This is a genomic window from Rhizobium sp. WYCCWR 11152 (assembly GCF_013087615.1).
Classification (GTDB): Bacteria; Pseudomonadota; Alphaproteobacteria; order Rhizobiales; family Rhizobiaceae; genus Rhizobium; species Rhizobium indicum.
The window spans coordinates 356,712-371,656 of record NZ_JABFCP010000024.1 but is presented as its reverse complement, the minus strand read 5'-3'; the positions used below and the strand labels follow the sequence as shown (position 1 = coordinate 371,656).

At 62.3% G+C, this 14,945-nt stretch carries 12 protein-coding genes; 5 read left to right on the top strand and 7 right to left on the bottom strand.

Translation table 11 applies throughout. The features are described from left to right. Positions 1-19 precede the first annotated feature (19 nt). Complete coding sequence (gene putA / locus G9X67_RS32070) at positions 20-3,727, top strand: trifunctional transcriptional regulator/proline dehydrogenase/L-glutamate gamma-semialdehyde dehydrogenase (protein ID WP_171600560.1); 3,708 nt, start codon at positions 20-22, stop codon at positions 3,725-3,727. Between the two features lie 234 nt (positions 3,728-3,961). Here the strand turns inward: putA and G9X67_RS32065 are convergent, their stop codons facing one another. Beyond that, positions 3,962-4,813: a sugar phosphate isomerase/epimerase gene (locus G9X67_RS32065; RefSeq protein ID WP_171600559.1), complete on the bottom strand. Its 852-nt coding sequence runs from the start codon at positions 4,811-4,813 to the stop codon at positions 3,962-3,964. A 345-nt stretch (positions 4,814-5,158) separates the two neighbouring features. Between G9X67_RS32065 and G9X67_RS32060 the strand changes: the two genes are divergently transcribed. Genes G9X67_RS32060 through G9X67_RS32045 form a run of 4 tightly spaced genes read left to right on the top strand, consistent with a single transcriptional unit; the run spans position 5,159 to position 8,966 of the window. Then, positions 5,159-6,046 (top strand): sugar phosphate isomerase/epimerase, encoded by an 888-nt coding sequence (locus tag G9X67_RS32060; RefSeq protein WP_171600558.1) that lies wholly within the window; start codon positions 5,159-5,161, stop codon positions 6,044-6,046. 58 nt (positions 6,047-6,104) lie between these two features. Continuing rightward, the gene (locus G9X67_RS32055) at positions 6,105-7,274 is read left to right on the top strand and encodes a mandelate racemase/muconate lactonizing enzyme family protein (RefSeq protein ID WP_171600557.1); all 1,170 of its coding nucleotides are present in this window, start codon (positions 6,105-6,107) and stop codon (positions 7,272-7,274) included. A 2-nt stretch (positions 7,275-7,276) separates the two neighbouring features. Continuing rightward, positions 7,277-7,966 carry a FadR/GntR family transcriptional regulator gene (locus G9X67_RS32050; protein ID WP_130788024.1) on the top strand — a complete coding sequence of 230 codons (690 nt, stop codon included), beginning with the start codon at positions 7,277-7,279 and terminating at the stop codon, positions 7,964-7,966. Between the two features lie 25 nt (positions 7,967-7,991). Next, the gene (locus G9X67_RS32045; protein ID WP_171600556.1) at positions 7,992-8,966 is read left to right on the top strand and encodes a hydroxyacid dehydrogenase; all 975 of its coding nucleotides are present in this window, start codon (positions 7,992-7,994) and stop codon (positions 8,964-8,966) included. A gap of 77 nt (positions 8,967-9,043) precedes the next feature. On the opposite strand, the gene G9X67_RS32040 is transcribed toward G9X67_RS32045, so the two are convergent. The 6 genes from G9X67_RS32040 to G9X67_RS32015 form a co-directional block, all read right to left on the bottom strand. Beyond that, positions 9,044-10,120, bottom strand: coding sequence for an ABC transporter ATP-binding protein (locus G9X67_RS32040; protein WP_171600555.1), 1,077 nt, complete (start codon positions 10,118-10,120; stop codon positions 9,044-9,046). After that, positions 10,120-11,229 (bottom strand): ABC transporter ATP-binding protein, encoded by a 1,110-nt coding sequence (locus G9X67_RS32035; RefSeq protein ID WP_003549716.1) that lies wholly within the window; start codon positions 11,227-11,229, stop codon positions 10,120-10,122. The genes G9X67_RS32040 and G9X67_RS32035 overlap by 1 nt, the downstream gene beginning before the upstream one ends. Continuing rightward, on the bottom strand, positions 11,226-11,429 hold the full coding sequence (locus G9X67_RS32030) for a hypothetical protein (protein ID WP_003549717.1): 204 nt from the start codon (positions 11,427-11,429) through the stop codon (positions 11,226-11,228). The genes G9X67_RS32035 and G9X67_RS32030 overlap by 4 nt, the downstream gene beginning before the upstream one ends. Next, positions 11,426-12,385 carry a carbohydrate ABC transporter permease gene (locus tag G9X67_RS32025; protein ID WP_003549729.1) on the bottom strand — a complete coding sequence of 320 codons (960 nt, stop codon included), beginning with the start codon at positions 12,383-12,385 and terminating at the stop codon, positions 11,426-11,428. Before G9X67_RS32025 ends, G9X67_RS32030 begins: the two co-directional genes overlap by 4 nt. 1 nt (position 12,386) lies before the next feature. Beyond that, on the bottom strand, positions 12,387-13,292 hold the full coding sequence (locus G9X67_RS32020) for a sugar ABC transporter permease (protein WP_003549731.1): 906 nt from the start codon (positions 13,290-13,292) through the stop codon (positions 12,387-12,389). A 157-nt stretch (positions 13,293-13,449) separates the two neighbouring features. Then, entirely contained in the window at positions 13,450-14,760 is a 1,311-nt protein-coding gene (locus tag G9X67_RS32015) for an extracellular solute-binding protein (protein ID WP_029871365.1), read from the bottom strand. Positions 14,761-14,945: the final 185 nt, after the last annotated feature.

Genomic DNA, 14,945 nt, shown 5'->3' with positions numbered 1-14,945 from the left:
TCGATTGATAGGTACTTTCATGTTGAACGCAGCGATCGACCCCGCCCCCTCCAATGATCCGGCCGATGGCGCGCCATTCTCTGCCTTTGCCCCGCCGATCCGGCCGCAATCCGAACTTCGCCAGGCCATTACGGCTGCCTATCGCCGGCCGGAAACCGAATGCCTGCCGCCGCTCGTTGCAGCAGCGCGCGTCTCCGAGGCAAAACGCTATGACATTCGCAGCACGGCCCGCAGCCTGATCGAGGCGTTGCGCGCCAAGCACAAGGGGACCGGTGTCGAAGGGCTGGTGCAGGAATATTCGCTTTCCAGCCAGGAAGGCGTGGCGCTGATGTGCCTCGCCGAAGCGCTGTTGCGCATTCCCGATACCGAAACCCGGGATGCGCTGATCCGCGACAAGATCGCCGAAGGCAACTGGACCTCCCACATCGGCGGCGGAAAATCCATGTTCGTCAACGCCGCCACCTGGGGCCTGGTCGTCACCGGCAAGCTGACCTCGACGGTCAACGACCGAAGCCTGTCGGCAGCGCTGACGCGGCTGATCGCGCGCGCCGGCGAGCCGGTCATCCGTCGCGGCGTCGATATGGCGATGCGCATGATGGGCGAGCAGTTCGTCACCGGTGAAACGATCGCAGAGGCGCTGAAACGCTCCCGGCCGCTGGAAGCACGCGGCTTCCGTTATTCCTACGACATGCTGGGCGAGGCCGCGACGACGGGCGCCGACGCCGAGCGTTATTACCGGGATTACGAAAAGGCGATCCACGCCATCGGCAAGGCGTCGGACGGACGCGGCATCTATGACGGTCCGGGCATTTCGATCAAGCTTTCGGCCCTGCATCCCCGCTACGTGAGGTCGCAAGCCGGCCGGGTGATGAGCGAGCTGCTGCCGAAGGTCAAGGCGCTGGCCGTTCTCGCCAAGACCTATGATATCGGCCTCAATATCGACGCGGAGGAGGCCGATCGGCTGGAGCTTTCGCTCGATCTCCTCGAGGAGCTTTGCTTTGCCCCTGATCTTACCGGATGGAACGGGCTGGGCTTCGTCGTGCAGGCCTATGGCAAGCGCTGCCCCTTCGTCCTCGACTACATCATTGATCTCGCACGCCGCTCGGAGCGCCGGGTCATGGTCCGTCTCGTCAAGGGCGCCTATTGGGATGCGGAGATCAAGCGTGCCCAGCTTGATGGTCTCGACGACTATCCGGTCTATACCCGCAAGATCTACACCGATGTTGCCTACGTCGCCTGCGCGCGCAAGCTGCTCGATGCTCCGGATGCGGTCTTCCCGCAATTTGCCACTCACAATGCGCAGACGCTCGCAACGATCTATCGCCTGGCGGGTCCTGATTTCACAGTCGGCAAATACGAGTTCCAATGCCTGCACGGCATGGGCGAACCGCTCTACGACGAGGTTGTCGGGAAGGAAAAACTCGACCGGCCTTGCCGCATTTATGCGCCTGTGGGAACGCATGAGACGCTGCTCGCCTATCTGGTTCGACGCCTTCTGGAAAACGGCGCCAATTCCTCCTTCGTGCACCGCATCTCCGATCCGAATGTCTCGGTCGAGGCGCTGATCGCCGATCCCGCCGAAATCGTCGCGGCCATGCCCGTTATGGGCGCGCCCCACACGCAGATCGCCTCGCCAAAGGCTCTTTACGGCAACACCCGGGCCAATTCCGATGGTCTCGATCTCTCGAACGAGGCCACCCTTTCGGATTTGGCTGAGGCGCTCATCTCCACGGCTGCTGCCCCGTGGCATGCGCTTCCCCTCCTTGCCGACGGCTCTACGGAGGGGGTGACGCGCGATGTTCTCAATCCTGCCGATCACCGGGATGTCGTCGGCACAGTGACCGAGGTGAAGGTCGAGGAGGCTGCGCGCATCGTTCGCATGGCGGCCGAGCATGCGCCGCAATGGGCTGCCGTGCCGCCGGCCGAGCGTGCCGCCTGCCTGGAGCGGGCCGCCGACATCATGCAGGCCCGCATCAAGGTGCTGATGGGCATCGTCATGCGCGAGGCCGGCAAATCCGCGGCCAACGCCGTCGGCGAAGTGCGTGAGGCGATCGACTTCCTGCGCTATTACGCCGAGCAGGCCCGCAAGACCCTCGGCCCCTCGCATGCGCCCCTCGGCCCGATCGTCTGCATCAGCCCGTGGAATTTCCCGCTGGCGATTTTCACCGGACAGGTCGCCGCAGCCTTGGTGGCCGGCAATCCCGTGCTTGCCAAACCGGCCGGCGTCACGCCGATCATCGCTTCGGAAAGCGTGAAGATCCTCCACGAGGCGGGCGTGCCTGTCGGTGCCCTGCAGTTCGTGCCCGGCAGCGGCCGCCTCGGCGCCGGCATGGTCGGAGCGGAGGAGACGGCAGGCGTCATGTTTACCGGGTCGACCGAAGTTGCCCGCCTGATCCAGGCGCAGCTGGCAGAACGGCTGTCGGCGACCGGCAAGCCAATTCCGCTGATTGCCGAAACCGGCGGCCAGAACGGCATGATCGTCGACTCCTCGGCATTGGCCGAGCAGGTGGTGGCCGACGTCATTGCCTCTGCCTTCGACAGCGCCGGTCAGCGCTGCTCGGCACTCAGGGTTCTCTGCCTTCAGGACGATGTCGCCGACAGGACCCTCGCCATGCTGAAGGGCGCCTTCCGCGAGCTGACGATCGGCCGTACCGATCGGCTGAGCATCGATGTCGGCCCAGTCATCAACGAGAGCGCAAAGACGGAGATCGACCAGCATATCGAGCATATGCGCGGCTTGGGCCGCAAGGTGGATCAGCTGCCGCTGCCCGAAAGTGCTGCAGCGGGGACCTTCGTTCCGCCGACGATCATTGAGATCAAATCCCTGGCAGACCTGACGAGGGAGATCTTCGGCCCGGTCCTGCACGTCATCCGCTTCAAGCGAAACGGGCTCGACCGTCTGATCGACGACATCAACGCGTCGGGTTATGGTCTGACATTCGGGCTTCACACCCGGCTTGACGAAACGATCGCGCATGTGACCAGCCGCATCAAGGCCGGAAACCTCTACGTCAACCGGAACATCATCGGCGCCGTCGTCGGCGTGCAGCCCTTCGGCGGCCGCGGCCTGTCGGGAACCGGTCCGAAGGCCGGCGGTCCGCTCTATATCGGCCGGCTGGTGCAGCGTGCGCCCGTGCCGCCGCAGCAGGATTCCGTTCATACGGACCTTGCCCTTCGTGACTACATTGTCTGGCTCGACAAGAAGGGCCTGTCGGGCGAGGGGGAAGCGGCGCGTGGATATGCGAGCCGTTCGGCGCTCGGGCTCGAACGCGAACTCACCGGTCCGGTGGGCGAGCTTAATCTCTACGCGCTCCATCCCCGCGGCCGTATTCTCGTCGTGCCGCAGACGGAGGGCGGGCTTCATCGCCAGATCGCCGCAGCCCTATCGACCGGCAATCACATCGTCGTGGACGCGGGTTCGTTATCGAGGTCAGCCCTGGCGGATCTTCCGGCGGCTGTCGCCGGCCGGATTTCCTGGACATCGGATTGGGAAAGGGACGGGCCGTTCTCCGGCGCGCTCGTCGAAGGGGATCGCGACAGGGTTCTGGCCGTCAATCAAAAGATTGCTCACCTGCCCGGTCCGCTTCTGCTGGTCCAGGCCGCAACGACCGAGGAATTGGCGGGCGACCACGAAGCCTATTGCCTGAATTGGTTGCTGGAGGAGGTGTCGACCTCGATCAACACCGCAGCTGCCGGCGGCAATGCAAGCCTTATGGCCATCGGCTGAGTGACAAGACGAGGGCGCAGAAAATGTGCTCTCGTTGGCATGCATGCGCCTTTGATCGTCGGAAAGGGTCGGCCGAAAGCCGGCCCATCCAATGGGTTTGCCCATGCCTGAGAAAACGGCGGTCTTTCATGAGCAGCATAACCGTCCGCATTCCTCCTGGCCGCTCGGCCGCGGCCGCGGTCTCCGGTGCGGTGTAGCCCTGTCCGGATCAAAATCAGGCAAGTCGGCTGGTGGTCATGCCGCCGCGTGCCATCCATCGCGGATATGGCGGTAGCCTTCGCGATAGACCGATTCCGGTGTCTCGGAAAAGTCGCGCCAGACCTTTGTCGCGGCGGCGAGCTCCTTGAGCGCCCGACCGAAGGCCTCGATTGTCAGCCACCCGTCGTAGCCGCTCGCGCGTAGCGCCTCGAACGTCTCCGCCCACGGAATGTTGCCCCGCCCCGGTACGCCGCGGTCGTTCTCCGAAATGTGGACATGCACGATGCGGTCACTGTTTCGCGTGAACGCGCCGATGGGATCGGCTTCTTCGATATTGCTGTGGAACGTGTCGTACATGGCGCGGATATGCGGATGTCCGACCGCGTCGATATGGGCCGCGAGATCGTCCATCGTGTTGAACAGGTAGCATTCGAAGCGGTTCAGCGCCTCAAGCCCGATCGTGACGCCGTGCTTTGCTGCATGGTCGCCGATCGCGCGTTGTGAGGAAACCGAGCGCTTCAGTTCCGCCGCGCTCGGCCCGCTTCCAGAGAACTTGCCGAGCGTCGAATGTAGCGGGCCGCTGAGCAACGTCGCGCCCAGCGCATCGCTGCAGTCGATGGCCCATTTCATGTAGTCGATGCCGCGCCTGCGGGTCGCGGCGTCGGCGGCGATCAGGTTCATCTGCGGGTCGCCCATGGCGGAAACGGCGGTCCGTTCCAGGCCGATCCGGTCCAGCATGTCTGCCAGCCGATGGTAGTCGTCGGGTGTGCCCGAAAAGATCGGGATCTCGACACCGTCAAACCCCGTATCCTTGATATCGCGTAACAGTGCCTCGTGTTTCCGGCCGACACTTGTCGTCCAGAGGAACATGCACATGCCGATCTTCATCTCCCCTCCACTTGGCCTGCGGCCACTCCGAGATGGTTTCAACGCCCCATCACTTTTCCAGATCTGGTCATACCAAATCTTCGAATCTGGTCAAGCCAGTTTATTGCACGCTTGGGGTGCCGGATTCGCGCCTAAGCGAGAAAATCAGTATTAAATATCGACTGCCTAAAGAAATATCGACCTTTTGGCCCCGTCTTGCAGAGGGTTAAGAATTGAGCTAGAGCTTTCAAATAACGAGAATTGGCCAAACCAGATTGCCGAAGGCGGCGAGAGTGGCCAACGATAACATGACCTTTTGCCGCCCGATTGGCGGTGGACCGTGCTGCAACTGTCTGGGAGGACCTCATGCATCTTTCGACACATAACTGGATGCGGGCCGAACCGCTCGCCGTCACGCTGAAGCGCATCAAGAAATATGGCTACGAAAGCATCGAGATATCCGGCGAGCCCGCGCAGTACGACGTCAATGAGACGCGCGCGCTGCTGAAAGAGCATGGCATCCGCTGCTGGGGCGCCGTTACGCTGACGCTCGGCGAGCGCAATCTTGCCGCCAGGGATGAAGGCCAGCGCGCCAGGTCAGTGGACTATGTCAAGAGCGTCATCACCATGGTCAGCGAACTCGATGGCGAGATCGTCACCCTCGTGCCGGCCACCGTCGGCAAGGTGGTGCCGGATGGCACCGAGGAGGAAGAGTGGACATGGGTGGTGGACGCTACCAAGGAGTGTTTTGCCCATGCCCAGAAGAGGGGCGTGCGCATTGCCGTAGAGCCGCTCAACCGTTTCGAGACCTATTTCTTCAACCGTGCCGCCCAAGCGCTGGCGCTCGCCGATGCCGTCAGCCCCGAATGCGGGGTTTGCCTTGATGCCTTCCACCTGAACATCGAGGAGGAAGACATGTATGAAGCGATCCGGCTCGCTGGAAAGCGCCTGTTCGATTTCCACGTCGCCGATAACAATCGTTTTGCCGCCGGCCTCGGCCAGCTCGACTGGCCGAAGATCATCGGCACGCTGAAGGAGATCGGGTACGACGGCGCCGTCACCAACGAATTCGTCGCTCCGGTCGACCGCACGCCGGCCTCAAAATATCCGGACATGGTCGAGCGTAACCCCGTCGATATTCCCCCGGAGCAACTGAAGTTTATCCAGGACCACGGCTCGAGCCTTCTCACTGAGAAGTTCTACGACGATCAGATGCGGATCACTGCCGAGACGATCCTGCCGCTGATCAGGTAACGAACGGAAAGAATATGCCCTGCGGCTCGCGGGCCGTGAGGGGCAGGGGATCCGAGATATGCGCATCAAGACCGTAGAGGCCTGGTGGATTAAAATTCCCATCGAGGCGAGCCGTCAGCACCGCAGCGACTTCGGCCGACTGACGACCTTCGATAGTGCGATCCTGCGGATCGAAACGGACGACGGCATCGTCGGCTGGGGAGAGGGCAAGAATGCCGCGGGCAGTTCGGGCACCTATGGCACGCTGGTACATATGCTCAATCACGAGATTGGGCCGAAGCTCATCGGCCGCGATCCCGCCGACATCTCCACCATATGGGAGATGCTCTATAACGGCGTCCGCCACGAGACGGCGGCGAGTTCAGGTCACGCCATGCCCGAGATCGCGCGGCGCGGCCTTTCCGTCGCGGCGATCAGCGCGGTCGACATAGCGCTCTGGGACATTCTCGGCAAGTCGCTCGGCGTCCCCGTCTGGAAGCTGCTGGGTGGGCGCAAGGCGGACAGATTGCCCGCCTATGCCTCGGGCGGTTGGGAGAGCGTGGACCGGATCGGCGAACAGCTCCGGTCCTATGTCGCGGCCGGTGGTTTCAAGTCAGTCAAGATGCGCGTCGGTGCGATGGATCGTGCGCTGCATGTCTCGGCATCGCGCGTGCGTGCGGCTCGCAAGGCAATCGGCCCCGACGTCGACCTGATGGTCGATGCGCACGGCACCTATACTGTTGCGGAGGCAAAGCGCTTCATCCAAATGGTCGCCGATTGCGACCTCGCCTGGTTCGAGGAGCCGGTGATAGCCGATGACAAGCCGGGCATGGCGGAGGTGCGCGCGGCTGGGAACGTGCCGATCGCTGCCGGCGAGAGCGAGGCGACGCGTTTTGCCTTTCGAGATCTTGCCACGCTTCGGGCCGCCGACATATTCCAGCCGGATCCCGCCTTCTGCGGCGGCATTACGGAGGCGATGCGCATCAGTTCGCTCGCCAGCGCCTTCAACCTCCGTTTCGCGCCGCATCTTTGGGCCGGCGCGCCCTGCTTCTTCTCCGGCCTGCACTTGTGCGCGGCTTCCCCGGCAAGCTTCGTCATCGAATATTCGCTCGGCGCCAATCCGATGATCCACGATCTTGTCGAGGACACTGTGTCGGTGAAGGACGGTATGGTAGAGATCCCGGACAGGCCTGGCCTGGGCTTCACGATCAATCAGCGGGTCCTGGAGACTCACGCGCAAAGACAGTGACGATGAAAGAAAATTCCCTCCTCTCCGATCTCGCGGCCCATCTTTTCTCGAACTCGAGCGGCAACGGCCGCACGCCATCGGAGCGAGAGCTTGCGGAGCATTTCGGCGTCAGCCGGGGGCAGGTTCGCGAGGCACTGGCCATTCTGGAGGCAATGCGCATCGTCGAGCGCCGGGCCAAGTCGGGCATCTATCTGACGACCACGGAGGCGAGCGTGGAGGCAATGGCGCTTTTTGCCCGCGCCGGCGTGCCGCTTGATCCTATCCTGATCTACGAGACCGTGGAGCTTCGCAAGATCCATGAGATCAAGGCCGCGGAACTCGCCTGCGATCGGGCGACGGAGGAGAACTACCAGCACTTGCGCGATATCCTCGCGGCGTCGGAGGCGAAGCTTGCCGCCGGCGAGGGGCTGGCGCGCGAGGACCGGGATTTCCATTTGGAGATCGTCCGGGCCACCAAGAACAGCGTCTTCCATCGGGTGTGCAGCGTCTATTACGTCATGGGCGAGCACCGCCTGCCGATCTATTTTGCCGACGCCGCCCGAAGCCGGCGCTCGCACGAGGAGCATATCCGCATCTACGAGGCGCTGCTTGCCCGAGACGGCAATCTCGCCCAGGCGCTGATGAGCGCGCATCTTCAAGGTGCGGAAAGTTATTGGAAGGGCCTTATCGGCGGTCCAGCGACGGCAGCCTGATAGGCATAACAGGCGGGGAGGGCCGATGAGCTTCATCTTTTCCACGCATCCCCTGCACCCTGCGGCCAGGTCCATGCTCGAGGCTGCGGGTGATCTGCGCGTCGCTTCCGCGCCCGATCCCGAAAGATTGCTGCGAGAAGGCCGCGGCGCGGGCATCGTCATCGTACGCGCGCCGATTCCGCCGGCTTTCTTCGAGGATGCGCCGGCGCTTCGCGCTGCGATCCGCCATGGAGCCGGGCTCGACATGGTGCCGATGGATGCGGCGACCCGCGCCGGCGTGCTTGTCGCCAACGTCCCGGGCGCCAATGCCTCGACTGTCGCCGAGCACGTCTTCCTCGTGACGTTGGCCCTGCTTCGGCGCTTTCGCGCGATGGACCGCGAACTGCGTCAGAACGGCTGGCTGGCGGGCCGCGCCCAATCGGACGCGGCCGTCGACCTCGCCGGCCGCACCATGGGCATCGTCGGCATGGGCAACGTCGGCAAGGCGATCTTCAAGATCGCGAAATTCGGTTTCGGCCTGGAGGTGGTCGCCACGAGCCGGTCGCCGGAAAGCGTGCCCGACGGCGTGCGTTTCCTGGCGATCGATGAGCTTGTGGCGACGGCCGACATCGTTGTGCTCTGCTGCCCGCTGACGCCGGAGACGACCGGCTTGCTCAATGCCGGTCGCATCCGGCGCATGAAGCCCACTGCCGTTCTGGTCAACGTCTCACGCGGCCCCGTCATCGACGATGCGGCGTTGATCGAGGCGCTGCGCGATGGTCGCATCGGCGGAGCCGCGCTCGACGTCTTCGCAACGCAGCCGCTTTCGCTCGACCATCCCTATTTCGGCTTTGACAACGTCATCGTCACGCCGCATCTGGCTGGACTGACGGAAGAGAGCATGATGCGCATGGGAACAGGCGCGGCGAGCGAAGCCCTGCGCGTCATCAAGGGAGAGTTGCCCGTCAATTTGCGCAATCCCGAAGTGGTGGAACACTACCGCCGGCGCTTTCCCGCATAGCGCCTCGTCGCGACCTCGAAACGCTCGCTGCCCCTGCCGTGCCGCCGAGACCGCTGGCATCCTTCGGACCGATCAGGTCAGCCAGCGTGCCGCAGGCTTACACCGCTTCCGGCGTCAAACAGCACGACTTTCTCCGGATTCCACGAAAAGCGAACCTCATCCTCGATCCGAAGCGCCGTCTGTGTCGGCACGGTCGCATGGATGAACTTCTCGCCGGTGCGCAGCGTCACGATCTTTTCGACACCGTGATTTTCCACATCGTGGACCCGTGCTTCGCCGGGCGCGCCGCTGTCGAGAAAAATGTCCTCAGGACGGATGCCGAAGGTGAGCGGGCGACCGTCTGTCGCGATCCCGTGTCCGTTGCCGAGCGGCAGCCGATAGCCCTCGCTGGCCACTGCCTCGCCGCCGGCAAGCGTGCCGGCGATCAGGTTCATCGGCGGCGAGCCGACCGCGCGCGCGACGAAGGTGTTGACCGGGTTTCCGTAGATCTCCTGCGGCGTACCCGTCTGCACCAGTTGACCATTGTTCAGGACGCCGATCTTGTCGCCCATCGACATGGCCTCTATCTGGTCGTGAGTGACGAAGAGGAAGGTCGCGCCGAGGTTCATCTGCAGGTTTTTCAGCTCGGTGCGAAGTGCTTCGCGAAGTTTCGCGTCGAGCGCCGAAAGCGGTTCGTCCATCAAGAAGACCCGCGGTTTGCGCACGATGGCCCGGCCGATCGATACGCGCTGCATCTCGCCTCCCGACAGCCGGTCCGTCTTGCGGTCGAGCAGATGCTCGATGCGCAGGGTCTTGGCAACCCGGTCGACACGCTCCTTGATTTCTTCGGGCTCAACGCGGCGGATACGGGATTTCAATGGAAATTCCAGGTTCTCCCGCACCGTATAGCGCGGGTAAAGCGAATATTGCTGGAGCACCAGGGCCACGTCGCGCTCGGCGGCACCCCAGTCGGCGACGTCCTGCCCGTCGATGAAGATCTGGCCTGCGGTCGGCTTCTCGAGACCGGCGATCAGGCGCAGCGTCGTCGTCTTGCCGGCGCCGGTCTGCCCGAGCAGAACGAAGAACTCGCCGTCAGCAATGTCGATGTTCAGGTTTTTCAGCGCCGTGTGGTTGCCGAAGGTCTTGGTGATGCCCTTGAGTTCGATATGCGCCATCAGAGTCTGATCCCCAGCGACGAGCCGGTCGCGGTGTTGAAGAAATGTGCCTGGGCGGGGTCGATGCGTGCCCAGACGGCTTCGCCGGGACCAGGCACGAAACCGCTCTTGGTGCGTGCCCTGATCATCTGGTGACCGACCTTCAGGTCCACGATGTCGTGCGAGCCGAGAGGCTCGATGATATGCGCTTCAACCGGCATGAAGCCCTCGCGGGCCTCCCGTGAAACAAGCACGCCCTCAGGCCGGACCCCGAGTGTCAGCTTGCCGTTCTCGGCCCTTGCGTCGGAGAGGCGGTTAGCCAGCACGGCGGGGAACTCGAAGCCCGTCGTCCCGTCGCCGACCTGCACGCTGGTATGGCTGCCCGTTTCGCTGATGGTCGCCGGCGCCATGTTCATGACCGGGCTTCCGACGAACTGGGCGACGAACGTGTTGGCGGGTTGTGCGTAAACCTCTTCCGGCGTGCCGACCTGCTGAAGGATGCCCTCGTGCATGATGACGATGCGGTCAGCGAGCGACATGGCCTCCACCTGGTCATGCGTCACGTAGATGGTGGTCGAACCCTGCTTGATATGCAGGCGCTTGATTTCCGCCCGCATCTCCTCGCGCAGCTTCGCGTCGAGCGCACCGATCGGCTCGTCCATCAACATGGCTTTTGGGCGTCGCACCAGCGCGCGGCCGATTGCGACCCGCTGCATGTCGCCGCCTGACAGCGCCGAAGGCTTGCGGGCCAGCAGACCGGTGATGCGCAGCACACCAGCGATCTCGCGGACCGACGCATCGACATCGGCACGGCTCATCCGGGTAGCGCGGAGCGGGAAGGCGATGTTCTCGTAGACCGTCATGTGCGGATAGAGCGAGAAGGATTGGAACACCATGGCGATGTCCCTGCCGGATGCCTTGATATGCTGCACCGGCTGCCCGTCGATCAGAATGTCGCCGTCGTCGATCGTCTCCAGCCCCGCGACGGCGCGTAATGTCGTCGTCTTTCCGCAGCCCGATTGTCCAAGCAGCACGATGAATTCATTGTCGGCGATGGCGAGATTAAGGTCTTTGATGACCTGGACGGCACCGAAATATTTCTGGATCCCGAGAAGTTCTATCTGCGTCATGAATGGCTGCCTTCGTCTGGTTGCGCGTCCCGCGGGATTTTAGTCGTCACCATGAAGGCAATCAGTCCGACGAGCGTCATCGTCATGCCGTAGCGATGCAGAAACAGGTTCCAGGGCTGGCAGAGCGCGATGATGCCGAGGATCATCAGATACTGCGAAGCGGGTTCGAGATATTTCTGGTTCAAGGCGCGGAAGGTCATTTGCGGATCGCTCCGAAGCTCATGCCGCGCAGGAGATGGTTCCTGAGCAGGAAGGTGAAGATGGCGACCGGTAGCAGGAACAGGAACGTGCCGGCCGCAATGACCGTCCAATCCGGCAGGCCCGAGCCGACCTGGCTCGGAATGAAGGGGGGAGCGGTTTGCGCGCGCCGGTTCGTCATGATCAGCGCAAATGCATATTCGTTCCAGGCCGTAATGAAGCAGAAAACCGCGGTCGCGGCGATGCCGGTCGCCGCTTCCGGAATGACGATCTTGAAAAAGGCCTCCATCCGCGTGTAGCCGTCGACGAGTGCTGCCTCCTCGTATTCCTTCGGGATCTCGTCGATGAAGCCCTTCATCAGCCAAACGGAGAAGGAAAGGTTGAAGGCAGTGTAGAGGATGATGAGGCCCCAATGCGTGTCGTTGAGGCCGACGACACGGTACATGAGGAACATCGGGATCGCCACGACGACGGGCGGCAGCATGCGCGTCGACAGGATGAAGAAGAGAAGGTCTGCCTCCCCCTTCACTTTGAAGCGCGAAAAGCCGTAGGCCGTGAATGTCCCCATACCGACAGCCAGCACCGTGGACGTGATGGCAACGATCAGCGAGTTCATGAAGCGGTTCGGATAGCCGGAGGGCTGCACCTCGCCGCGGCCGGAGCGAACGATCTTCTCGCCGCCGTCGAACACCATCCGCTCCCACCAGGGGGCGGCGGCATATTCTTCAGGAGTAGGCGCCCCGCGCAGTTGCGAGCGCTTGGTGAAGAGCTTCACGAAGGGCGAGAGTTCCGGCTCGAAGAGCACCGTCGGCGGAATGGTGGTAGCGAGGTTGCGCGGCTTGAAGGCCGTCGAGGTGATCCAGTAGATCGGCGCCAGGAAGATCAGCGTGATGACCAGTACGGCGGCGATCGCCACCCGGTTCAGCGCGCGTTCGGAGCGGGTTTGGACGGCAGCCATCTCAGCGCTCCTTCACTTTGTTGAGGTACTTCACGTAGATGTTGGTGATGGCGAGAACCATGACGAGCACGATGTAGGCGAGTGCGCAGGAGCGCCCCGTCTGCCATTCCTGGAAGGCCATCTTGTAGAGCCGGATGGAGATCACCTCGGTCGTCGGTTGGCTGGTCAGGATGTAGGCGAGGTCGAAGGTCTTGAAGGCCTCCATCGTACGGAAGATGATTGCGATCATCAGGATCGGCGCCACCAGCGGCAGCGTGATGCGGAAGAAGGTATAGAACGGCCCCGCCCGGTCGATCGCCGCTGCCTCGTAGAGATGCTTCGGCACGGCTGAAAGGCCGGCAAGCGACAGCAGCATCACGAAGGGCGACCACATCCAGATGTCGGTGATTGCGACCGCATAGAGCGCCATGTCCGGATTCGACAGCCACTCGAAGGAGCCGAGGCCGAGTGCGTAGTTGATGATGCCGAAGGACGGATCGTAGAGCAGCTTCCAGAAGAGGCCGACCACGGCCATCGAGAGCATCATCGGCAGCAGCAGCAGCGTCGTCAGAAGGCCCTTCAGCGGGATATCGCGGTTGAGCAGCATCGCGGTGCCGAAGCCGACGATCACCTGCCCCGTCACAGAGACGATCACATATTTCGCGGTGATGGCGAAATTCGACCAGATGAAAGGATCGTTCAGCAATTCGCGGTAGTTCTGCAGGCCGACGAAGTTGGCCGGCGCGTTCGACGAAGCGCGAAAGTCGGTGAAGGAATAGCCGAGCGAATAGATCAGCGGAAAGATGTTGAAGACGATCAGGAACAGGATCGTCGGGATGATGAAGAGATTGCGAATCCGGATGTCGCTCATGCCGCGAGATGCGGCACGCGATTTCGTGTCCAGCGATGTCATGACTGCGGTGGCCAATCCTCTCCTCCTCCGAGAGTTCGGCGCCGGATGCCGGAACGGCATCACGATGCGCGAAGTGAATTCCGGGCGCCGCGCCCTCTCGAACCGCGCCTTTGGGCGCGAGATGCAGAATGCAAACGGAGGGGCGACGGAGCCCCTCCGCTGATCGCGTTTGCTATTTATTGCGTCCGTATTTCTTGAACGTCGCGTTCCAGTCCGCTGCCAGAGAGTCGAGCACTTCCTTCGCCGTGCCTTGCCCGGCGGTGACGAAGGGGTAGATGCGCTGGTTCATCTGGATCAGCAGTTCGGCATATTCAGGCGTTGCCCAGAAGTCCTTCACCTTGAACATCGTCTCGTAGAAGGCCTTGTTATAGGGTGTCGCGTTCTGAAACTCCGGCGATTCAAGCACCTTGGCGCTTGCCGTGTAGCCGCCGAGTTCGGCCCAGCGCTTCTGGGTCTCGTCCTTGATGAACCATTCGAGGAATTTCATCGCCTCTTCCTGGTTCTTTGAGTAGGAGATGACCGATATGCCCTGGCCGCCGAGCGCTGCGAATTGCTCGCCGTTCGGGCCTGCCGGATTGGCAAAGAAGCCGGTAACCTTGGCGTTCGGGTTGGACGCCTCGTTCACCAGGGCCGGGAAGAAGGCGAAGTAGTTCATGCTCATCGCTGCCAGGTTCTCGGTGATCGCCTGGTTGTTCTCGACGAAGAAGGACTTGGCCCAGCCCGGAGGCGTAAAGCCGTAGAGCTCGCGATAAAGCTCGAGCGCCTTGACGTTCTTCTCGGAATTGATGATGCCGTCGACCTTGTAGCTCTGGTAGTCGCCGAGTTCGCCCCCAAACGAGAAGATCGCGTTCTCGACACCCATGACGAGACCGTCATAGGAGTTGTCGGTGTAGATGGCGATTCCGTATCGCTTCTGGTCTGGGCGGTGGAAGAACTCGGCGATGTCACGCATCTCGGCCCATGTCTTCGGCGGGGCGAGGTCGTAGCCGTATTTGGCCTTGAACGCCTCCATCTCCTTGGGATCTTCGAACCAGTCCTTGCGGTAGGACCAGCCGACGGCGTCGCCTTCGGCCGGAATTGACCAGTACTTTTTCGAGTTCGACGGATATTCGGCGTAGTATTTCACCGTTGCCGGGGCCATCACCTGGGTCAGATTGTGCTTGGTGAAGAAGTCGGTCAGATCGACGTAATGGCCGGCTTCTGACGCTGCCCCGATCCACTGGCTGTCGCCGACGACCATGTCATAGGCTGAACCCTTGGCGTTGAACTCGGTGAAGGCCTTGGTCTGGAAGTCGGCCCATGGTGTGGTCTCGACCGTGACCTTAACGCCGGTTTGACCCTCGTATTCGTTGGCGAGTTCCTGAAGGTAGTTTGCCGGGTCCCACTCGGCCCAGAAGATGGTCAGTTCCTGGGCCTGTGCGGATGTTCCGCACGCCCACATCAATCCGACACCGGCCAACAGACCGGTCATAGTTTTGCGCATAACGTTTCCTCCCATTTATGCACGCTTCCCGCTTCATCGCGGGCCTCCCGATCTGGCTTCCCGATCCTCCTGGGTGGTGTTCGTGCTGGGGGTCCTCCTCGACCCCTAGCTCGTTTCAGATCTCAAGCCTGAATGTCGTTTCCCTGATCTGGTATTACCAAATGCCATTATCGTCAAGCGCAACC